Genomic DNA, 19,700 nt, shown 5'->3' on the forward strand with positions numbered 1-19,700 from the left:
GGGCTGTTCCGCGCGCCACACCCCGCTCTAGGGTGGGCGCTCGGGAAACGGGGGAGGACGCATGCTCGACTGGCTCACCGCCACGGCGTTCACCGTGCTGGGCGCCGGCACGACCTGGGCGGAGCTGCTCGGCTTCGCCACCGGTGTGGTCAACGTCTGGCTGGTGGCCCGGCAGCACATCGCCAACTGGCCGGTCGGCATAGCCAACGTGCTGCTGCTGATGCTGCTGTTCTGGACCGCGGGCCTGTACGCCGACGCCGGCCTGCAGGTCGTCTACGTGCTCCTCGGCCTCTACGGCTGGTGGCACTGGCTCTTCGGCGGGGAGCGGCGCGGCCGGCTGACCGTGGCCCGGACCAGCCGGCGGGAGTGGTGGGCGCTCGGCGTGGCCGGCGTGCTGCTCACCGTCGGCCTGTGGGCGCTGTTGGACCGGGCCACCGATTCCACGGTGCCGCTGGCCGACGCGGTCACCACGGCGCTGTCGCTGCTCGCCACCTACGGCCAGACGCGCAAGCTGGTGGAGAGCTGGTGGCTGTGGATCGCCGCCGACCTGATCTACATCCCGCTGTACGCGTACAAGGGACTCTGGCTGACCGGCGGCCTCTACCTCATCTTCCTGGCGCTCTGCGTGGTCGGGCTGCGGGAGTGGCGGGCGGACCTGCGCCGGCGCGCGGCGGCCACCCCGGTGCCGCCCGGCCCGGCCCCGGTGGCCGCGTGACCGCCGAGCCCGATCCCGCCATCGGGGACCGGAGCCGGGAGTTCCGGCACGGCCTGGTGGTGGGCAAGTTCTACCCGCCGCACGCCGGGCACCACGCGCTGATCGAGGCGGCCGCCGCCCGCTGCGCGGCGGTCACCGTGGTGGTCGCTCCGTCCCGGCGGGAGTCGATCCCGCTGGACCTGCGGGTCACCTGGCTGCGCGAGGCGCACGCCGCCACGCCCTGGGTGCGGTTCGTGGGCCGGTACGACGACCACCCGGTCGACTACGCCGACCCGGCGATCTGGGACCTGCACTGCGCGGTGTTCGCCGACGCGCTCGGCGGGGCGCCGGTGGACGCGGTCTTCTCCTCGGAGGCGTACGGCGAGGAGTTGGCCCGTCGTTTCGACGCGGTGGCGGTCTGCGTGGACCTGGACCGGCGCGCCGTCCCGGTTTCCGGCACCGCCGTGCGCGCGGACCCGGCGGCGCACTGGAGCCGGCTGAGCCCGCCGGTGCGGGCGTGGCTGGTCCGGCGGGTCGTGGTGGTCGGGGCCGAGTCCACCGGCACCACGACGATGGCGGAGGCGCTCGCCGCCCACTACGGCACCGCCTGGGTCCCCGAGTACGGCCGCGAGCTGACCGAGCGCAAGCTCGCCGGGCTGCGGGGCGTCCGGCCGGACGCGACGGTCTTCGACGTCACCTGGGACCGGGACGACTTCGTGGAGGTGGTCCGCGAGCAGCAGGCCGCCGAGGACGCGGCGGCCCGGGTCAGCGGTCCGCTGCTGTTCTGCGACACCGACGCGCGGGCCACCGCGATCTGGGAGGAGCGCTACCTCGGGTCGGCGTCGGAGGCGGTCCGGGCGGCGGCCCGCCGGCCAGCGCTGTACCTGCTGACCGACCACGACGGGGTGCCCTTCGCCGACGACGGGCTGCGCGACGGGGAGCACCTGCGGGCCTGGATGACGGGGAGGTTCCGGGCGGAGCTGGCCGGCTGCGGGGTGCCGGTGGTCGAGCTGCGCGGGTCCCACGAGCAGCGGTTGGCGGTCGCCGTCGCCGCCTGCGACGCCCTGCTGGCCGCCGGCTGGTCCTTCGCCGACCCGCTGCCCGCGAGGCCCGACGACCCGGCCTCCACCGGGCACCTAGCCTCCTAGGACGCCGTACGCGACGAGACCTGTCCCACGCCCGAACGTGACGACCTTGGCAAACGGCGCCCCCGAAGATGCGCCGACCGGGTCTGATGGTGAACAATGGCGGCCGAGGAGGGGAGTATTCCCCCGTGACGGAGTCGTCAGCACGGAAGAGCGCCGGCCCCCCGGTCGCACGACCCGGCTCCGTCGGTCAGTGACCCGTTCCCGGGTCGGTGGCGGAAGAGACCTCCGACAGTCACCAGAGTCAGCGTCGACGCACCCCGGCCCATCACCCGGCGTACGGTGTGCCCGACGCTGTGTGTCTGCCGGAGGATGGATTTGAACGTGTCCGGAGTGGTGTGGGCAGGGACCCTGGTCGCCATGACCGCGGTCCTGCTGGTCGACCTGTTCATCATCGGTCGCCGCCCGCACGAGCCCAGCGTCCGCGAGTCGAGCCTGTGGGTCGGCTTCTACGTGGCCCTGGCCCTGCTCTTCGGGGCGGGGCTGTGGCTCACCTCAGGCCCCAGCGTGGCCGGCCAGTTCTACACCGGGTGGCTCACCGAGTACAGCCTCTCGGTGGACAACCTCTTCGTCTTCGTGATCATCATGGCCCGGTTCGGGGTGCCCCGGCAGTACCAGCAGAAGGTGCTGCTCATCGGCATCCTGCTGGCGCTGGTCATGCGGGGCGGCTTCATCGCCGCCGGCGCCGCGCTGATCTCCCAGTTCTCCTGGGTGTTCTACATCTTCGGCGCGTTCCTGATCTACACGGCGGTCAACCTGGCCCGCCAGGGGGAGCCGGACGAGGACGAGTTCAGCGAGAACCTGCTGATCCGGTGGAGCCGCAAGGCGCTGCCGCTGTCCCGCACCTTCGACGGGGCGCGGATGACCACCCACGAGAACGGGCGGCGGCTGTTCACCCCGATGCTGATCGTGATGATCGCGATCGGCACCACCGACCTGATCTTCGCCCTCGACTCGATCCCGGCGATCTTCGGCATCACCCAGGAGCCGTACCTGGTCTTCACCGCGAACGTGTTCGCGCTGATGGGGCTGCGGCAGCTCTACTTCCTGCTCGGCGGCCTGCTGGACCGGCTGATCTACCTCAGCTACGGGCTGGCCGTGGTGCTCGGCTTCATCGGGGTCAAGCTGGTCCTGGAGGCCCTCGCCGACAACAACCTGCCGTTCATCAACGACGGCGAGCACGTGGCCTGGGCCCCGCACATCCCGATCTGGCTGTCGCTCACCGTCATCCTGGGCACCCTCGCCGCGGCCACCGCGGCCAGCCTGGTCAAGTCGTCCCGCGACCGGCGTCGCGAGCTGGCGGAGGCCCGCCGCTGACCGGACCGACCGGAAAAGGGGCGCTCCCGCGGTCGGGAGCGCCCCTTTCGGCGTACGGGGGTCAGATCCGGTGGGCGCCGACCAGGGTGGCCTCCCGCTCCGGGGGGAGCTGCTCCTCCACGACCCGGCGTTTCACGTAGCAGGCGTGCAGCATCCGCCGTGTCCCGCCGTGCGGCTCGGTGCTGACGATGCCGACGTGGTGGATCCGCCGGCCGGGCCGGGCGAAGAAGTAGAGGTCGCCGGGGCGTTCCTGGTCCAGCGCCAGGGGAGTGGTCGCCTCGGCCTGGTCGTCGGCGTCCCGGGGCAGCGTGATGCCGTACCGGCGCCAGGCCAGGTGCACCAGGCCCGAGCAGTCGATGCCGTGCGTGGACAGCCCGCCCCAGACGTAGACGAGGTCGCGCAGCCGCTCGGCGACGGCCAGCACCTCCTTGGCCTCCGGCCGTTCGGCCGGCAGCGGCACCAGGTCGCCCTCGGGGGCCCAGAGCGGGTCGGCCCGGCCGGGCACGAGAACCGGCCGCCAGCCGTCCACCGGCCGCTCGGCCGGGGCGAGGCGGGTGCCGAGGACCACGCCGGTCAGGGCCGCCGGGCCGTCAGGGGCGGCGCGCAGCGCGGTGTGGGTGGCGTCCACCACGAGCGGGGTGGCCGGGGGGCCGGGCTCCGCCGGGGCGGTGAGCTGAACGGCGGGCAGCCAGCCGGGATAGCCGCGTACGTCGAGCTTGGCGGCGGGCTGCGCCAGCGCGACGACGTGCGCCCAGCCGTCCGCGCGCAGCTCGGTGACCAGCACCCGCTCGCCGAGCAGCAGCTGGGTAAGGACGCAGTCACCGACCTGCTGGTCGCGGTCCATGCCGGCGATCCAGGCGGCGGTGTCGGGCGCGTCGGACAGCGCGGGGTGGTCGACCGGACGGACCGCCTCGGGGGCGGTCCAGAGGGTCGCGACCGGAACCCGGACGACGGCCTCGCGGCCCGTTTGCAGCTCCACGTCCACCCCCACGTCGCGCCCTCTCGGGCGACCCTATGAAAAATTCCAACGGCTCTCAACCGCGGGGCTGAATCTTTACTTCACTCACGTTCGCGATGCCGAGCCCCGGGGCGTCCGGCAGCACGACCGTCGCGCCGTCGTACCGGATGCCGCCGGCGACCGGCGACCAGGCCAGCCACCAGGCGGCGTCGAGGTCCGACACGGCCGTGGTGCCGTAGGCGGCGACCAGGCTGGCGGCCGCGCCCAGGCCGACCTGGCTCTCCATCATCGAGCCGACGATCGTGCCCATGCCGTGCGCGGCGGCCAGGTCGAGCAGCGACCGGGCGGTGTGCAGACCGCCGCACTTGGCCAGCTTGACGTTGACCATGTCGGCCGCCCGGCGGCGGATCACCTCGACCAGGTCGCGCAGGTCGAAGACCGACTCGTCGGCGAGGATCGGCAGCTCCACCCGGTCGCTGACCCAGGCCAGCCCGTCCAGGTCCCGGCGGTGCACCGGCTGCTCGACCAGTTCGACGTCGAGCCCGGCGTCCTCGATGCCGCGGATCACCCGGACCGCCTCGCGCGGCGTCCAGCCCTGGTTGGCGTCCAGCCGGATCCGCACGTCGGGACCGACCGCGGCGCGGACCGCACGGACCCGGTCCAGGTCGCCGCGCGCGTCGGTGCCCACCTTGAGCTTGAGCACGGTGAAGCCCTCGGCCCGGCGGCGGGTGGCCGCCGCGGCGAGGTCCACCGCGTCGCCGGCGGCCAGGGTGACGTCCGTCGGGACGCGCAGCGTGGTGCCGCCGAGCAACCGCACCAGGGGTACGCCGAGCCGCCGCGCGGCCAGGTCGTGCAGGGCGACGTCCACGGCGGCCCGGGCCGACTCGTTGCCCACCACCGCGCGGCGCACCTCGGCGCAGCGGGCCTGGAGGTCGTCGGCGTCCCGCCCGGTCAGCAGCGGCCCGAGCAACTGCTGGACGCACGCCTCGGCGCCGGCGATCGACGCGCCGGTCACCTGCCAGACCTGCGGGGCCTCGCCGAAGCCCGACCGGCCGTCGGCGTCCACCACCTCCACGACCAGGGTGTCCACGGTGGTGGTGCGGCGCAGCGCGGTGACGAACGGGGTGTGTAAGGGGGCTGAGAGCCGGTGGGTGCGTACCGCGGCGATCGTCATGTGGGGCACCCTATAGGGAGTTGGCGGCGATCAGGGGAGGGCCGATGACCGGGCGGGACTGGGAGCTGGTGGGCGCGCCGAACGCCCGTGACCTGGGCGGTCTGCCCACCATCGACGGTCGGCGGGTCCGCGCCGGCCGGCTGATCCGCACCGCCGCGCTCGGGCGGCTCACCGACGAGGACCTGCCGGTGCTGGGCAAGCTGGCCCCGGCCTGCGTGGTGGACCTGCGGCACGCCACCGAGCAGGCGGTCGCCCCGCCGGACCGCCTGGTCGGCGAGCCGCGGCTGGTGCACCTGCCGGTCTACGACGCGGCCCACCCGGTGTTCACCTACGTCTCGGCGGTGCTGCTCGGGCACGACCTCGACGCGTACGAGGAGCTGGCCCGGGAGGGCATGCCGGGGGCGATGGCGGCGATCTACCGCTGGTTCGTCACCGGCGATTCGGCGCGGGAGGGGTTCGGGGAGGCGGTGCGGCTGGCCGCCGACGCGGCCAGCCTGCCGCTGCTGTTCCACTGCTCCGCCGGCAAGGACCGCACCGGCTGGCTGTCGGTGGTGCTGCTCACCGCGCTCGGCGTGGCGGAGCCGGCGATCCGGGCCGACTACCTGCGGCACAACGAGCTGACCGAGAGCCTGCGCGAGGTGCTGCTGGCCGCGATGACCCGGAGCCGGCCGGACCTGGACCCGGCCGTCGCCCGGCCCCTGCTGGAGGTGCGGCCGGCGTACCTGGACGCCGCCTACGAGGAGGTGCGCCGGGTGCACGGCTCGTTCGACGCGTACCTGCGCGACGGGCTGGGCGTGACCGACGCGACGCTGGCCGCGCTGCGGGCGAACCTGCTGGAGTGAGGGGTCACCCGGCCAGGTCGTGCCGGGCCGCCCAGACCCGCGCGGAGACGTGCGCGATGAGGCGGCAGGCGTCGTCCTCGACCTCCTCGCCGCTCGGGCCGCCGTCGGCCAGGTCGGTGGTGGTGCAGACGACGACGGCGTAGGGCGGCGCGTCGGCGGGGAAGACCACCCCGGCGCCGTGCCGGACACCGCGTACCCAGCCGTTCTTGTGCGCGATCCGGGTCCCCTCGGGCAACCCGGCGGCGAGGTCCTCGCGGTGTTCCTGGGCGAACAGCACGTCCAGCATGTCCGCGCAGGCGGCCGGCGAGGCGAGCGGGCCGGGCCGGCGCGCGCCGAGCGCCAGCCCGCCGAGCAGGGCGGCCAGGTCGGCGGCGGTGACCAGGTTGTCGATGCCGGCGTCCCGGGCGGCGAAGTCCTCGATGCCCCGGCCGGTGACGCTGTGCCGGGCCCCGGCCAGCTTCCACGCCTCGGCAACCGCGGGCAGCCCGACCTGGCCGATGCAGATGTTGGTGGCGAGGTTGCTGGAGCGGACGATCATCCGTTCGGCGAGCCAGCGCAGCGGCGCCTCGCCGCCCACCCGCGCCCAGACGTCGTCGTCGTTGTCGTAGTGCTGGGCGTTGGCGAACCGGGGCGCGCCGGGCAGGGCGGAGTCGAACGCGTTGCGCACCGGGATCGGGGCGTCCAGGTCGAGCCGGCCGGCCTCGGCGGCGCGGTGCAGCGCCACCAGCACGGCGACCTTCATGGTGCTGGCCGCGTAGTGGGTGGCGTCGGCCTGCCGGGTCCAGGTGGGCGGGGCGTCCAGCCGTCCCACGTACGCGGAGACGGTGCCCGGCACCTTGTCCAGGTGCGCGTCGAGATCATCCCAGGTCATGCCGGTGACCGTAGCGGATCTTCGCGGCGGGCGGGGCTGCGGTCCGGCCGGCGCCGGGTCTAGCGTGCGGACATGACGACCGCCGCGTACGACGCCATCGCCGACTGGTACGACGAGTACGTCACGACCACCGCCACCGACTACAGCGAGCGCGTCCGGTCGGTGTTGGCCGAGCTGCTCGGTCCGGGTCCCGGGCGCTGCCTCGACCTGTGCTGCGGCACGGGGGCGCACGCGGCCGAGCTGCGGCGGCTGGGTTGGCAGCCGGTCGGGGTGGACCTGTCGGCGGGGCAGTTGCGCCATGCCCGCGCGCGGCTCCCGGTGGCGCGGGCCGACGCCACCGCGCTGCCCCTGCCGGACGGTGCCGTGCCGGCGGTGGCCTGCGTGCTGGCCCACACGGACATGCCCGACTACCCGGCGGCGATCGCCGAGGCGGCCCGGGTGCTGGCGCCCGGTGGGCGGCTGGTCCACGTCGGCGTGCACCCCTGTTTCGTCGGGGCGTTCGCCGACCGTTCCGAACCGGGCCGGGCCGTGATCGACGGCGGGTACGCCGAGCGCGAGCGCAGCTTCCGGTCCTGGAACACGGTGGGCGTGCGGGCCCGCGTCGGCGCCTGGCACCTGCCGCTGGCCGACCTGCTCAACGCGGTCTCCGCCGCCGGCCTGACGCTGACCGCCGTCCGCGAGTCCGCCCCCGGCCCCCTCCCCGACGTGCTGGCCTTCCAGGCCACCAAACCGACCTGACCCCCACCGGCCGCAGGGCGGAGACGGCGGAGCCCGGGCCGCCGGTGGGCGGCCCGGGCTCCGGACGGGTTACCGGGTCAGCCGGCGTGCTTGCGACGGGCGGCCATCCGGCCGCGCTGGGTCTGGTCCAGCACCACCTTGCGGATGCGGACCGAGGTCGGCGTCACCTCGACGCACTCGTCCTCGCGGCAGAACTCGAGGGCCTGCTCCAGCGACAGCTTGCGCGGCGGGATCAGCTTCTCGGTCTCGTCCGCGGTCGACGACCGCATGTTGGTGAGCTTCTTCTCCTTGGTGATGTTCACGTCCATGTCGTCGGAGCGGGAGTTCTCGCCGACGATCATGCCCTCGTACACCTCGGTGCCCGGCTCGACGAAGAGCTGGCCGCGCTCCTGGAGGTTGGTCATCGCGAACGCGGTGACCGAGCCGGAGCGGTCGGCGACCAGCGAGCCGTTGTTGCGGGTACGCAGCTCGCCGAACCAGGGCTCGTAGGACTCGAAGACGTGGTGCAGGATGCCGGTGCCGCGGGTCTCGGTGAGGAACTCGGTGCGGAAGCCGATCAGGCCGCGCGCCGGGACCAGCCACTCCATGCGGATCCAGCCGGTGCCGTGGTTGACCAGCTGCTCCATCCGGCCCTTGCGGGTGGCGAGGAGCTGGGTGATCGCGCCCAGGTACTCCTCCGGGGCGTCGATGGTCAGCCGCTCGACCGGCTCGCAGGTCTTCCCGTCGATCTCCTTGGTGACCACCTGCGGCTTGCCGACGGTCAGCTCGTAGGACTCGCGGCGCATCTGCTCGACCAGGATCGCCAGGGCCAGCTCACCGCGGCCCTGCACCTCCCAGGCGTCCGGCCGCTCGGTGGGCAGCACCCGGAGCGAGACGTTGCCGACCAGCTCCTTGTCGAGCCGGTCCTTGACCATGCGGGCGGTGACCTTGGCGCCCTTGACCCGGCCGACCAGCGGCGAGGTGTTGGTGCCGATGGTCATCGAGATGGCCGGCTCGTCGACGGTGATCAGCGGCAGCGGGACCGGGTTCTCGGCGTCGGCCAGGGTCTCGCCGATCATGATCTCCGGGATGCCGGCGACGGCGATGATGTCGCCCGGGCCGGCGCTGTCGGCCGGCTTGCGCTCCAGGCCCTCGGTCATCAGCAGCTCGGAGATGCGGACCCGCTGGCTGCTGCCGTCGGTGCGGCACCAGGTGACGGTCTGGCCCTTGCTGATGGTGCCCTGGCGGACCCGGCACAGCGCCAGGCGGCCGAGGAACGGCGAGGCGTCGAGGTTGGTGACGTGCGCCTGCAGCGGCGCGTCCTCCTCGTACGCGGGGGCCGGGATGGTGTCCAGCAGGGTGCGGAACAGCGGCTCGAGGCTGTGGCTGTCGTCGGGCACCGAGCCGTCGGCCGGCTGGGTCAGCGAGGCGATGCCGTCGCGGGCGCAGGCGTAGACGATCGGGAAGTCGATCTGCTCCTCGTCGGCGTCCAGGTCGAGGAAGAGCTCGTAGGTGTCGTCCACGACCTCCTTGATCCGGGCGTCGGGGCGGTCCACCTTGTTGATCACCAGGATGATCGGCAGCCGGGCGCGCAGCGCCTTGCGGAGCACGAACCGGGTCTGCGGCAGCGGGCCCTCGCTGGCGTCGACCAGCAGCACCACACCGTCGACCATGGTGAGGCCGCGCTCGACCTCGCCGCCGAAGTCGGCGTGGCCCGGGGTGTCGATGATGTTGATCGTCACCGGCTCGGAGCCGTCCGCCGGCAGGTAGCGCACGCCGGTGTTCTTGGCGAGGATGGTGATGCCCTTTTCCCGCTCGAGGTCCATCGAGTCCATGACCCGCTCGGTGTCCTCACCACGGGCGCCGTAGGCGCCGGCCTGCCGCAACATGGCGTCGACCAGGGTCGTCTTGCCGTGGTCGACGTGGGCGATGATGGCGACGTTGCGGAGGTCGGTGCGTAGCTGCATACCCTCCATACTCCTGTCTGCGGTTGCCGGGGCACGCCTCGGGGTCACCCCGAGATCGCCCGGATCTCTGCCTAAAGTGCTGTCCCGACCGTTCCAGCGACTGGCATGCTGGCTCCCGTGCGGGGGACCGGATGCCTGACCTGCTGAACTGGCTGCAGGGGTTGCCGCCCCTGCTGATCTACCTGGTCGCCGCGACGATCGTCGCGGGCGAGACCGCGGTGATCTTCGGACTGCTGGTGCCGGGAGAGGCGACCCTGCTGCTGGTCGGCTTCCTAGCGTACGCGGGGACGCTGCGGCTCGTCCCCACGCTGCTGGCCATGACCGCTGCCGCCGTGATCGGAGACACACTCGCCTACCGTGCCGGCCGGCGGTACGGGCCGAAACTGCGTGCCTCCGGCCTCGGTGCCCGGATCGGGCCGCACCGGTGGCGGCGCGCCGACTCGCTGCTCGACCGGCTCGGCGGCCGGGGCGTGCTGGCCGCCCGCTGGGTGGCCTTCGCCCGCACCCTGGCGCCCCGCCTGGCCGGCGCGGCCGGGCTGCCCTACCGGCGGTTCGCGCCGTGGAACGTGGCCGGGGTGGCGAGCTGGGTGGGCACCTCCGTGCTGGCCGGCTACGCCGCCGGCGAGTCGTACGAGCGGGTGTCCCGGCTCCTGGGCCGGGCCACCGGCGCGGTGCTCGTGTTGCTGGTCTGCCTGGTGGGGGTGGTGCTGGCCGGCCGCTGGCTGGGCCGCAACCCGGACCCGGTGCGGGCGCTCGCCGCCCGGGCCGCCGCCCTGCCTCCGCTGCGCTGGCTGCGCGCCCGGTACGGGGTGCTCTTCTTCCTGGTCGCCATGCGCTTCGGGCCGGCCGGCACGCTGCTGATCAACCTCGCCGCCGGCCTGCTGCTGCTCTTCGCCGCCGGGTTGGCCGTCGCGGCGGTGCTGGAGGCGGTGGTCCGGCACAGCGGGCTCGGCGTGCTCGACGGGCTGGTCGCGGACTGGTTCGCCGCCCGGCGTACCCCCGGGGTGGTCGACCCGGCGCTGGCCGCGGTCTCGGTGCTGCGCGGCTGGGTGCTGATCGCCGCGGTGGCCCTGGTGGCGGCGGTGGTGGCCTGGCGGAACCGGCCCTGGCGGGCCGACCTGCTCAGCGTGCTCGGGACGGTGGGGGCGTTCGTGCCGCTCGTGGTGCTGGTGGTGGTCGCCGGCCTGACCGGGCCGGGCGGCCCGGACGGCGCCCCGGACCTGCTGCCCACCCAGAACGCGGTGGTCACGGCGAGCTTCGGCACCCTCGCGTGGCTGCTGTCCCGGGGCGCCCGCTGGCCGGTGGCGGTGGCCGTCTGGACGGGCGCGCTGGCCGGCGTGGTGGCCGTCACCGGCGCCCGGCTCTACCTGGGGTGGAGCACGGCCAGTGGCACCGCCACGTCGGTGCTGCTCGGGGCGGCCTGGGTCACCGTGTTCGTGGTCGCCTGGGCCACCCGGGACCACGCGGTGGGCGGGGACGACGACCCGTCCCCCGGCCCGGGTGGACCGGCCACACCGGACGGACCGCCGCGGCCGCGGGCCTCCCGGCCGGCGTCGCGGGTACCCCGCCGGCCCGTCGACCCCTGCTAGGGTGCGGCGGACGACCACGGGGGAGGTCTGATGCGTCGAGGAGTGGGCCGCTGGGCCACGGCGGCGGTCGCCGCGTTGCTGGCGGCGGGTGTGGTCACGGGGTGCGGCGGCGAGGAGCCGACCCGCGAGGTGGCGGCCGAGGTGCCCGCCGAGGCGCCCGTCGAGGCGCCGGCGGACGGCCCCGCCGACCTGCCGAGCGACGAACCGCCGGCGGTCGCGGCGATGGGTGCGAAGCCCAGCGCCAAGCCCAGCCCGAGTGCGTCGGCGAAGCCGAAGCCCAAGCCGACCCGCACGTCCACCGCCCCGCTCGCCACGCCGAAGCCGCCCACCGAGACCCAGGTGCCGCCGCCCCCGCCGAAGCCGCCGGCGACCGGCTGCGAGCCCAGCTACCGCGGCACCCAGGCGACCCGCAGCCAGGTGAAGTCGGCGCTGTCCGACGCCGCGGCGCGGACCTACTGGCCCACCTCCGCGCCGGACATCAGGATCCCGTTGACCCTCATGAAGGCGACCGCCTGGCAGGAGAGCGGCTGGCAGTCGAACATCGTGGCCTGCGACGGCGGCATCGGGCTGATGCAGGTCATGCCGGCCACCGCGGACTGGATGAACCAGCGGTTCGGCCAGTCGTACGACATCGACGACTACCGCGACAACGCCTACCTGGGCGGCACCTACCTGGCCTGGCTCACCAAGTACATCGGCGACATGTACTTCGAGTCGGACTACCGGCTGGACGCCGCGCTCTGCACGTCGGAGCTGAACTCCTGCCTGCTCAACGCCGTGATCGCGGCGTACAACTACGGGCACGGCGCCGTGGCGCGGGAGGGCGAGCCGCTGGCCATCCCCAATCCGCAGTACGTGCGCAACGTGCGGGCGCTCATGACCGAGTGCGTCTGCCTGGCCTACTGAGCCGACGCGGCGGGGCCCCGGCGAGCGATCGCCGGGGCCCCGCCCTGTTCAGTCCCGCGCGCCGACCGGCGCGACGGGCGCCGGTGGCGTCTGCGCCGGGGCGTCGGGTTCGCGGGCGATCCGCCCGGGCCACCAGAACCGGTCGCCGAGCAGGAACGCCAGCGCCGGCACCAGCACGGTGCGGACCAGCAGTGTGTCCAGCAGGACGCCGACGCAGACGATGATCCCGATCTGGGTGAGGGTGATCAGCGGCAGCACGCCGAGCACGGCGAACACGGCCGCGAGCAGCACGCCCGCGCTGGTGATGACCCCGCCGGTGACCCGCAGCGCCGACAGCATCCCGTCCCGGGTGCCGAGCCGGCGGGCGTCCTCCCGGGCCCGGGTGACCAGGAAGATGTTGTAGTCCACGCCGAGCGCCACCAGGAACACGAAGGCGAGCAGCAGCACCCCGCTGTCCAGCGCCGGGAAGTCCAGCACCCGGTCGAAGAGCAGCCAGGCCGCGCCGAGGCTGGCGAAGAACGAGGCGATGACCGTCAGCACCAGCAGCACCGGGGCCAGCAGGCCGCGCAGCAGCAGCACCAGCACCGCCCCGACCAGCAGCAGGATGATCGGCAGGATCAGCCACAGGTCCTTCGTGTTCGCCCGGTCCGAGTCGTAGGTGGCGGCCACCGTGCCGCCGACCAGCGCGCCGTCGGCGGCGTCGGCGCCGGCGACCGCGGGCGGCGCGGAGTCCGGCACGGCGGCGACCGCGTCGCGCAGCGCCTCGACGGTGCGGTCCGAGGCGGCGGTGCCCGGCTCGGCCGCCAGCACCACGTCGACCTGGGCGACCCGGTCCCCGGCGGCGCCGGGGCGGGCGGAGGCGACGCCGTCGACCGCGCCGGCGGCGACCAGCACCGCCGGGGCCGCGCCCGGGTTGGTGAGCACGGCGACCGGCTGGGTGGTGCCGGCCGGGAAGGCGCGGGCCAGGGTCTCCGCGCCGGCCACCGCCTCCGGCTTCACCCGGAACTGCTCGGTCTCCGACAGGCCGGTGCGGATGCCCAGGCCACCGAGGGCGAGGGCGGCGAGGAGCAGGGTGGCCAGCACCGCGACCGGCAGCGGCCGACGGACGACACCGGCGCCGAGCCGGCCCCACAGGCGGCCCTCCCGCGCCGCGCTGCCGACCCGCGGTACGAAGGGCCAGAACAGCCCCCGCCCGAAGATCACCAGGACGGCCGGGAGCACGAAGAGCGCGGACGCCATGGCGAGGACGACGCCGGTGGCGCAGGCAACCGCGAGCGCCCGGTTGGTCTCCTGCTCGGACAGCAGCAGGGTGAGCACGCCGAGCACCACGGTGCCGCCGCTGGCCAGGATCGGCTCGGCGGTCCGGCGCAGCGCGGCCCGCATGGCGGTGAAGCGGTTCTCCTCGCGGCGCAGCTCCTCCCGGTAGCGGGCGATCAACAGGAGCGCGTAGTCGGTCGCGGCGCCGAAGACGAGCACGCTGGCGATGCCGGTGACCTGGCCCTCCTGGAGGTGGATGCCGAGCGCGGGCACGATCGTGTCGACGGCGCGCAGGGTCAGCTGCTCGGTCGCGGCGACCACGAGGAGCGGCACGATCCACAGGAACGGGCTGCGGTAGGTGATGAGCAGCAGCAGTGCCACGACGCCGGCGGTGACCGCGAGCAGGGTGATGTCGGCGCCGTCGAAGACCTTGGTGAGGTCGGCGGTGAAGGCGGGCGCGCCCGTCACCTCGACGGTCAGCGCGTCGGGCAGGTCGGCCAGCGCCGCGCGGAGGCCGGCCACCTCGTCCACCACGGCCTCCTGGCCGCCGGCCGTGGAGAGCGGCACGGCGACCAGCGCCACGGTGCCGTCGGGGGAGAACTGGGCCGGCGCGATCCGGCCGCCGGCGGCGAGCCGGCCCAGCGCGGCGGACGCGCCGTCGAGCGCGGCCCGGTCGGACTCGGCCAGCGGTGCCCGGTCGGCGCGGCTGACCACCACGACGGCGGGCTGCACGTCGCTGGACGGCAGCTGGTCCTGGAGGCGTTCGACCTGCGTCGACTGCCACTCGACGGACAGGCCGGTGGCGGAGACGGGGGCGGGGTTGTCGGGGCGGGGGAGGCCGAAGACGACCGCGCCGACGACGAGTGCGGCGGCCACGGTGAGCCAGGCGGCCAGCCGGCCCCGGGCGACGCGGGTGAACAGTGACATCGGGATGCCTCACGAAATCGTGTCGATGATGAGTCTCGCTGACCGAGTATCTTGATAAGCGAGATTATCGACCGAGGCTCTATGCTGCAACCGGACGGTTCGGACAGGGGGTGGCGGCGAGACGTGGAAGCGCAGAGCATGTACCGGCGGCGGGACGATCGGCGCGGGCAGATGATCGCGGACATCACCAACGACCTGCGCCGCTACTCGACGGACGCGCAGCACATCGGGCACGCGTTCGCCGGCCTGCACGGCCTCAACGCCACCGACCTGCACGCCCTCATCGCGGTGATGGACGCCGAGCTGCTCGGTGACCCGATCACCCCCGGGCGGCTGGGGGAGGTGCTCAACCTCTCCTCCGGCTCGGTGACCGCGCTCGTCGACCGGCTGGAGCGGGGCGGCCACATCCGGCGCGACCGGGACACCGCCGACCGGCGCAAGGTGTTCCTGCACTACGCCGACCGGGGCGCCACCCTGGCCCGTGACTTCTTCGGCCCGCTCGGCCGGCGGACCGACGAGGTGATGGGCCGGTTCAGCGACGACGAGCTGGCCGTCGTGCACCGGTTCATGTCCGAGATGGTGGTCTCGATGCGCGAGCACCGGGACGCCGTGCGCGCGGCCCGGGGCGAGCCCCGGCGCGGCGAGCCGGAACGCGCCGCGGACTGAGCGTGCGAGGGCTGGTCACCCGGCTCGCCGCGGCGGCGCTGCGGCTGCCCGCCGCCCGGGCCCGGCGGATCACGGTCACCCGCGACCTCCCGGTCCAGGTCCGCGACGGGGTGACGCTGCGCACCGACCACTACGCCCCGGACCTGCCCGGGGCGGCCTGCGTGCTGATCCGCACCCCGTACGGGCGGGGCGGCCCGGTCCGGCTGCTCGGCCGCCTCGTCGCCGAGCGCGGCTACCACGTGGTCATCCAGTCCTGCCGGGGCACGTACGGCTCGGGCGGCGAGTTCGCCCCGCTGGTGCACGAGCGCGACGACGGGCTGGACACCCTCGACTGGCTGCGCCGGCAGCCCTGGTGGACCGGCGCGTTCGGCATGTTCGGCGCCAGCTACCAGGGGTTCGTGCAGTGGGCGGTCGCCGCCGAGGCGGCCGACGAGCTACGCGCCATGGTCGCCGTGGTCACCGCCTCGGCCACCCGGGACTCGACGTACGCGGGCGAGTCGTTCGCCCTCGACACGGTGCTCACCTGGGCGGAGCTGCTCCAGGCGCAGACCGTGCCCTGGCTGGCCCGGCAGTGGGAGCTCAAGCGCGGGCAGCCCCGGCTCACCCGGGCGCTGGCCCACCTGCCGCTGGTCGAGGCGGACCGGGTCGCCACCGGGGTGACCGTGCCGTTCTTCCAGGAGTGGCTGCGCCACCACACCCCGGACGCCGACTACTGGCGGACCCGGATCTTCGGCGACCGGATCGCCGAGGTCCGCGCGCCGGTGGCGATGGTCAGCGGCTGGCAGGACATCTTCCTCCCCGCCCAGCTCGACGACTACGCCCGGCTCCGGGCGGCCGGGGCCCGCCCCCGGCTGACCGTCGGTCCGTGGACCCACGGCAGCCCCGGGCTGCTCGTGGCGGCCCTGCGCGAGGGGCTGGACTGGCTCGACGAGCACCTGGCCGGGCGCCCGAGGCAGCGCCGCGCGCCGGTCCGGGTGCACGTCGGCGGCGCCGGCGGCGGCTGGCGTGACCTGCCCGACTGGCCCCCGCCGGCCGAGCCGGCCCGCTGGCACCTGCACGCCGGCCGGGCGCTCGCCCCCGCGCCGCCGGCCGGCTCCGCGCCCGACCGTTTCCGCTACGACCCGGCCGACCCCACGCCGTCACTCGGCGGCCCGCTGCTGGTCGCCCAGCGGGCCGGCGCGGTGGACAACCGGCCGGTGGAGGCCCGGCCGGACGTGCTGACGTACACGAGCGCGCCGCTGGCCGCGCCGGTCGAGGTGGTCGGCCCGGTACACGCGGAGATCCACATCCGCAGCGAGCTGTCCTACCTGGACGTCTTCGTCCGGCTCTGCGACGTCGACCGGCGCGGACGGTCCTGGAACGTCTGCGACGGGCTGGTCCGGGTCGCCCCCGGGCGCTTCCCGAGCGATCCGTCCGGTGTGGTCCGGGTACCGGTCACCCTCTGGCCGGCCGCGCACCGCTTCGCGGCCGGGCACCGGCTCCGCGTGCAGGTCTCCGGCGGCGCCCACCCGCGCTACGCGCGGAACCCGGGCACCGGCGAACCGCTCGGCACTGCCGTCACTCTTCGTGCTGGCTGGCGGGAGATCCTGCATGATCCCGAGCATCCCTCGGCTCTGGTGCTGCCCGTCGTACCGGCGCCGTCCACAGCCGGCCCATAGTTCCAGATAGTGCTCTGAGCTGGGCATTCACTTCCCTGTGTGGATATCCTCGGGGCAAATGCCCGGTGCCGTGCAGCTGTCCGGCGGGGCGCGTCCCCGGATCATGCACCTTCACGCGTAGTGATTGTCGTGCCCCGTCGGTCACCGATCCCGAGGGGAGATCCCATGACGTCGGCCCCGGCGAACCTGTTGGCCGTCCGCAACCTGTTGCTCACCTACCTCGACGTCGACAAGAACGCCGTACGGAGTCAGGACCTGGAGCCGGCCGAGGTCGGCATCGTCGGCGACCCCAACCACAAGGGCGGCTACCACTGCGGATCCGACCGGGTGGTGCCCAACGACTACTCGGTGGTGGAGTCCAACCGGGACTCCTCCGGGCTGACCCTCGACGCGTCCGCCCTGGACGTCGGGCTGTTCACCGTCGACTCCGGCGGCTCGACGCACAACCTGTTCACCTTCTCCGTCTGGTGCGTGGCGCAGTGTGTCGCCGGCGCGGCGGACACCCAGGACATCAGGGAGATCATCTACTCGCCGGACGGCAGCACCGTCCGCCGCTGGGACCGGCTGGGCAAGCGCACCTCCGGCGACAGCAGCCACCTGTTCCACACCCACTTCAGCTTCTTCCGCGACTCGACCAAGGCCGGTCGGGACCAGACCCCGCTGTTCCGCCGCTACCTGACCACCATCGGACTCCTGGAGGACGAGATGAGTGCCGAAGCCGAGAACCAGATCGCCAACCTCTACTCCGGGTTCTTCTACGGGGGGTCGAGCATGGGCCGCACCGTCGACCCGGACGGCGCGGGTCCCCGGCCCGCCAGCAACAGCGTGGTGGCCAAGCTCGACTATCTGATGCTGCGGATGGACGCGCTCGCCGCGCAGCTCACCGCCCTGTCGAACAAGGACTTCACCGACGAGCAGCAGATCGTCACCGGGGTGCTCGCCGGGCTGCCGCCGGAGAAGATCGCCGAGGCGATCCCGCCGCAGATCGCCCGGGACGTGGCCGACGAGCTGTCCCGGCGACTGACCGCCTGAGGGGCCCGGTCCCGCGGCGAGTGCCGCGCCGCGGCCCGGGTCCGACGAGATCGAGAATTCAGCAACAGGTATTGCGCAACACCTCTTGCGAATGGCAGGCTCTCCCCATGGAGAAGCCCACCGTCCGGCACGTCACCGACTCGCGCGTCCTGGCCGCGCTCGCCCATCCGCTGCGCCGCCGCCTCATGGACGTCCTCAAGGTGTACGGGCCGTGCACCGTCGGCCTGCTCGCCGAGCGCACCGGCCAGGCCCCGGCCAACGTCAGCCACCACCTCAAGGTGCTGGCCGCCGCCGACCTGGTGCTGGAGGCGCCCGAACTGGCCCGGGACCGCCGGGAACGCTGGTGGCGGCTGCGGAACCCGGCCGTACGCTGGTCCAACACCGACTTCGACGCCGACCCCGCCGCCCGGGCGGTGGCCGACGCGGCCAGCTCGCTGAACCTGGACCGGCACGTCGCCCTGGTCCGGGCCTGGCACGCCGCTCCCGACGACGCCCACGCCGCCTGGGGCGACGGCCCGTTCAGCACCGACAAGTGGCTGCACCTGACCCCCGAGGAGCTGGCCCAGCTCAGCCGTGAGGTCACCGACCTCTTCGCCCGCTGGGCCGACCGTCCCGCCCCCGGCGACGGACAGCGACGCGAGCCGGTCTTCCTGTTCGCGCACGGCGTTCCGGGCCAGCCGTGACCGCCCCGGTCCGCACCGCCGGCCCGGCCACCGGGTCCCGGCCGCCCGGGGGACTGCTCCGGCACCCTGACTTCCGGCTGCTCTGGGCCGGGCAGACGGTCAGCGCCGTCGGCAGCAACGTGACCGCCGTGGCGCTGCCCCTGGTCGCGGTGGCCGTGCTCGACGCGACCACGTTCCAGGTGGCGGTGCTCACCGCCGCGGCCTGGCTGCCCTGGCTGCTGGCCGGCCTGCCCGCCGGGGCCTGGGTCGACCGGGTCCGCCGGCGCCCCGTGATGATCGCCGCGGACCTGGTCTCGGCGGCGCTGTTCGCCACCGTCCCCGTGGCCGCCCTGCTCGACCTGCTCACGGTCGGTCAGCTCCTGGTCGTCGCCCTCGGCGCCGGCCTGGCCCGGGTGTTCTTCGAGACCGCCGACCAGGTCTACCTGCCCACCCTGCTACGGCCCGAGCAGGTGCCGGAGGGCAACGCCAAGCTGCACGCCACGCAGACCGCGAGTTACCTCGTCGGCCCCGGGCTGGCCGGCCTGATCGCCCAACTGGCCGGCGCGGTGACCGCGGTCCTGCTCGACGCGCTGAGCTTCCTGGTCTCCGCCGCCTGCCTGAGCCGCATCCGGGCCGTCGAGCCCCGGCCGGGTCGCCCCGCCGGCTCGCCCTCGCTACGCCGGGAGGTCGCCGACGGGCTGCGCTTCGTGGTCCGGGACCCGTACCTGCGGGTGCTCGCGGTCTTCGGCGCGGCCAGCAACATCGGGCTCACCGGCTACCAGGCGCTGCTGGTGGTCTTCCTGGTCCGCTCCGCCGGGCTGCCGGCCGGGGTGGTCGGGCTCCTGATCGGACTGGCCAGCGTGGGCGGGCTCCTCGGCGCCGCCCTGGCCACCGGGCTCGCCCGACGGCTCGGCTCGGCCCGCGCCCTGCTCGTCGCGGGCGGGCTCGCCGGCCCGCCGGCGCTGCTCATCCCGCTGGCCGGCCCGGGCGGCCGGGTGGCCTGGCTCGTGCTCGGCGGCGCGCTGGTCAGCCTCGGCGTCGCGGTGGGCAACGTGGTGAAGAGCAGCTTCCGGCAGACGTACACGCCGCACCGGCTGCTCGGGCGGGTGACCGTGAGCATGCACCTGCTGAACTACGGCACCATCCCGCTCGCCGCCCTGCTGGCCGGGGCGCTGGGCGCCGCGTGGGGGCCGGCCGGGGCGATCCGGGCGATGACCGCCTGGCTCGCGCTGACCCCGCTCATCCTGCTGGCCGGGCCGCTGCGGCGGCGCCGGGACCTGCCGGCTGCCCCGGTGTGAGAATGCGCTGCGGCGGGGGG

At 74.4% G+C, this 19,700-nt stretch carries 17 protein-coding genes; 12 read left to right on the plus strand and 5 right to left on the minus strand.

Annotation, left to right across the window (positions count from 1 at the left end; translation table 11 throughout):
• Positions 1-61: 61 nt before the first annotated feature.
• The 3 genes from pnuC to IEY96_RS13990 all read left to right on the plus strand — a co-directional run bounded on the left by pnuC (position 62) and on the right by IEY96_RS13990 (position 3,156).
• Positions 62-715, plus strand: coding sequence for a nicotinamide riboside transporter PnuC (gene pnuC / locus IEY96_RS13980; protein WP_189195225.1), 654 nt, complete (start codon positions 62-64; stop codon positions 713-715).
• Positions 712-1,842, plus strand: coding sequence for an AAA family ATPase (locus tag IEY96_RS13985; protein WP_229791586.1), 1,131 nt, complete (start codon positions 712-714; stop codon positions 1,840-1,842). The genes pnuC and IEY96_RS13985 overlap by 4 nt, the downstream gene beginning before the upstream one ends.
• A 315-nt stretch (positions 1,843-2,157) precedes the next feature.
• Positions 2,158-3,156 carry a TerC family protein gene (locus tag IEY96_RS13990; RefSeq protein WP_189195226.1) on the plus strand — a complete coding sequence of 333 codons (999 nt, stop codon included), beginning with the start codon at positions 2,158-2,160 and terminating at the stop codon, positions 3,154-3,156.
• A gap of 61 nt (positions 3,157-3,217) precedes the next feature.
• On the opposite strand, the gene IEY96_RS13995 is transcribed toward IEY96_RS13990, so the two are convergent.
• Both IEY96_RS13995 and IEY96_RS14000 read right to left on the minus strand, forming a co-directional pair.
• Positions 3,218-4,135, minus strand: a complete 918-nt coding sequence (locus tag IEY96_RS13995; RefSeq protein ID WP_189195227.1) for a C40 family peptidase — start codon at positions 4,133-4,135, stop codon at positions 3,218-3,220.
• Between the two features lie 55 nt (positions 4,136-4,190).
• Positions 4,191-5,288, minus strand: coding sequence for a mandelate racemase/muconate lactonizing enzyme family protein (locus tag IEY96_RS14000; RefSeq protein WP_189195228.1), 1,098 nt, complete (start codon positions 5,286-5,288; stop codon positions 4,191-4,193).
• A 44-nt stretch (positions 5,289-5,332) separates the two neighbouring features.
• Between IEY96_RS14000 and IEY96_RS14005 the strand changes: the two genes are divergently transcribed.
• Positions 5,333-6,130 carry a tyrosine-protein phosphatase gene (locus IEY96_RS14005; RefSeq protein WP_189195229.1) on the plus strand — a complete coding sequence of 266 codons (798 nt, stop codon included), beginning with the start codon at positions 5,333-5,335 and terminating at the stop codon, positions 6,128-6,130.
• A gap of 4 nt (positions 6,131-6,134) precedes the next feature.
• Here IEY96_RS14005 and IEY96_RS14010 read toward each other — a convergent pair whose 3' ends face one another.
• Complete coding sequence (locus IEY96_RS14010) at positions 6,135-7,001, minus strand: serine hydrolase (RefSeq protein WP_189195230.1); 867 nt, start codon at positions 6,999-7,001, stop codon at positions 6,135-6,137.
• A gap of 72 nt (positions 7,002-7,073) precedes the next feature.
• Here IEY96_RS14010 and IEY96_RS14015 point away from each other — a divergent pair, with 72 nt between their 5' ends.
• Positions 7,074-7,739, plus strand: coding sequence for a class I SAM-dependent methyltransferase (locus tag IEY96_RS14015; RefSeq protein ID WP_189195231.1), 666 nt, complete (start codon positions 7,074-7,076; stop codon positions 7,737-7,739).
• Positions 7,740-7,816: 77 nt separating this feature from the next.
• On the opposite strand, the gene typA is transcribed toward IEY96_RS14015, so the two are convergent.
• Complete coding sequence (typA, locus tag IEY96_RS14020; RefSeq protein WP_189195232.1) at positions 7,817-9,685, minus strand: translational GTPase TypA; 1,869 nt, start codon at positions 9,683-9,685, stop codon at positions 7,817-7,819.
• A gap of 131 nt (positions 9,686-9,816) precedes the next feature.
• Here typA and IEY96_RS14025 point away from each other — a divergent pair, with 131 nt between their 5' ends.
• Both IEY96_RS14025 and IEY96_RS14030 read left to right on the plus strand, forming a co-directional pair.
• A complete protein-coding gene (locus IEY96_RS14025) occupies positions 9,817-11,274 on the plus strand; it encodes a DedA family protein (protein WP_189195233.1) in 1,458 nt (485 codons plus the stop codon).
• 30 nt (positions 11,275-11,304) lie between these two features.
• The gene (locus tag IEY96_RS14030) at positions 11,305-12,180 is read left to right on the plus strand and encodes a lytic transglycosylase domain-containing protein (protein ID WP_189195234.1); all 876 of its coding nucleotides are present in this window, start codon (positions 11,305-11,307) and stop codon (positions 12,178-12,180) included.
• A 48-nt stretch (positions 12,181-12,228) separates the two neighbouring features.
• On the opposite strand, the gene IEY96_RS14035 is transcribed toward IEY96_RS14030, so the two are convergent.
• Entirely contained in the window at positions 12,229-14,364 is a 2,136-nt protein-coding gene (locus IEY96_RS14035; RefSeq protein ID WP_189195235.1) for an MMPL family transporter, read from the minus strand.
• A 138-nt stretch (positions 14,365-14,502) separates the two neighbouring features.
• Here IEY96_RS14035 and IEY96_RS14040 point away from each other — a divergent pair, with 138 nt between their 5' ends.
• The 5 genes from IEY96_RS14040 (at position 14,503) to IEY96_RS14060 (ending at position 19,680) form a co-directional block, all read left to right on the plus strand.
• Positions 14,503-15,030, plus strand: coding sequence for a MarR family winged helix-turn-helix transcriptional regulator (locus IEY96_RS14040; protein WP_189195297.1), 528 nt, complete (start codon positions 14,503-14,505; stop codon positions 15,028-15,030).
• Between the two features lie 2 nt (positions 15,031-15,032).
• Positions 15,033-16,688, plus strand: a complete 1,656-nt coding sequence (locus tag IEY96_RS14045) for a CocE/NonD family hydrolase (RefSeq protein ID WP_189195236.1) — start codon at positions 15,033-15,035, stop codon at positions 16,686-16,688.
• 165 nt (positions 16,689-16,853) lie between these two features.
• Positions 16,854-17,720: a hypothetical protein gene (locus IEY96_RS14050; protein ID WP_189195237.1), complete on the plus strand. Its 867-nt coding sequence runs from the start codon at positions 16,854-16,856 to the stop codon at positions 17,718-17,720.
• A 107-nt stretch (positions 17,721-17,827) separates the two neighbouring features.
• Entirely contained in the window at positions 17,828-18,403 is a 576-nt protein-coding gene (locus IEY96_RS14055) for an ArsR/SmtB family transcription factor (protein WP_189195238.1), read from the plus strand.
• Positions 18,400-19,680: an MFS transporter gene (locus IEY96_RS14060; protein ID WP_189195239.1), complete on the plus strand. Its 1,281-nt coding sequence runs from the start codon at positions 18,400-18,402 to the stop codon at positions 19,678-19,680. The genes IEY96_RS14055 and IEY96_RS14060 overlap by 4 nt, the downstream gene beginning before the upstream one ends.
• Positions 19,681-19,700 lie beyond the last annotated feature (20 nt).

Origin of the sequence: Micromonospora fulviviridis, assembly GCF_014648395.1 — a bacterium.
In the GTDB taxonomy this organism is placed as follows: Bacteria; Actinomycetota; Actinomycetes; order Mycobacteriales; family Micromonosporaceae; genus Micromonospora; species Micromonospora fulviviridis.

What these genes read in the sequence shown, in the direction of transcription:
- IEY96_RS14050 (WP_189195237.1), top strand. Translation starts at nt 16,854, where the DNA reads ATGACGTCGGCCCCGGCGAACCTGTTGGCCGTCCGCAACCTGTTGCTC.
- IEY96_RS14005 (WP_189195229.1), top strand. Translation starts at nt 5,333, where the DNA reads ATGACCGGGCGGGACTGGGAGCTGGTGGGCGCGCCGAACGCCCGTGAC.
- IEY96_RS14030 (WP_189195234.1), top strand. Translation starts at nt 11,305, where the DNA reads ATGCGTCGAGGAGTGGGCCGCTGGGCCACGGCGGCGGTCGCCGCGTTG.
- IEY96_RS14040 (WP_189195297.1), top strand. Translation starts at nt 14,503, where the DNA reads ATGTACCGGCGGCGGGACGATCGGCGCGGGCAGATGATCGCGGACATC.
- IEY96_RS14010 (WP_189195230.1), bottom strand. Translation starts at nt 7,001, where the DNA reads ATGACCTGGGATGATCTCGACGCGCACCTGGACAAGGTGCCGGGCACC.
- typA (WP_189195232.1), bottom strand. Translation starts at nt 9,685, where the DNA reads ATGCAGCTACGCACCGACCTCCGCAACGTCGCCATCATCGCCCACGTC.
- IEY96_RS14015 (WP_189195231.1), top strand. Translation starts at nt 7,074, where the DNA reads ATGACGACCGCCGCGTACGACGCCATCGCCGACTGGTACGACGAGTAC.
- pnuC (WP_189195225.1), top strand. Translation starts at nt 62, where the DNA reads ATGCTCGACTGGCTCACCGCCACGGCGTTCACCGTGCTGGGCGCCGGC.
- IEY96_RS14000 (WP_189195228.1), bottom strand. Translation starts at nt 5,288, where the DNA reads ATGACGATCGCCGCGGTACGCACCCACCGGCTCTCAGCCCCCTTACAC.
- IEY96_RS14025 (WP_189195233.1), top strand. Translation starts at nt 9,817, where the DNA reads ATGCCTGACCTGCTGAACTGGCTGCAGGGGTTGCCGCCCCTGCTGATC.
- IEY96_RS14055 (WP_189195238.1), top strand. Translation starts at nt 17,828, where the DNA reads ATGGAGAAGCCCACCGTCCGGCACGTCACCGACTCGCGCGTCCTGGCC.
- IEY96_RS14035 (WP_189195235.1), bottom strand. Translation starts at nt 14,364, where the DNA reads ATGTCACTGTTCACCCGCGTCGCCCGGGGCCGGCTGGCCGCCTGGCTC.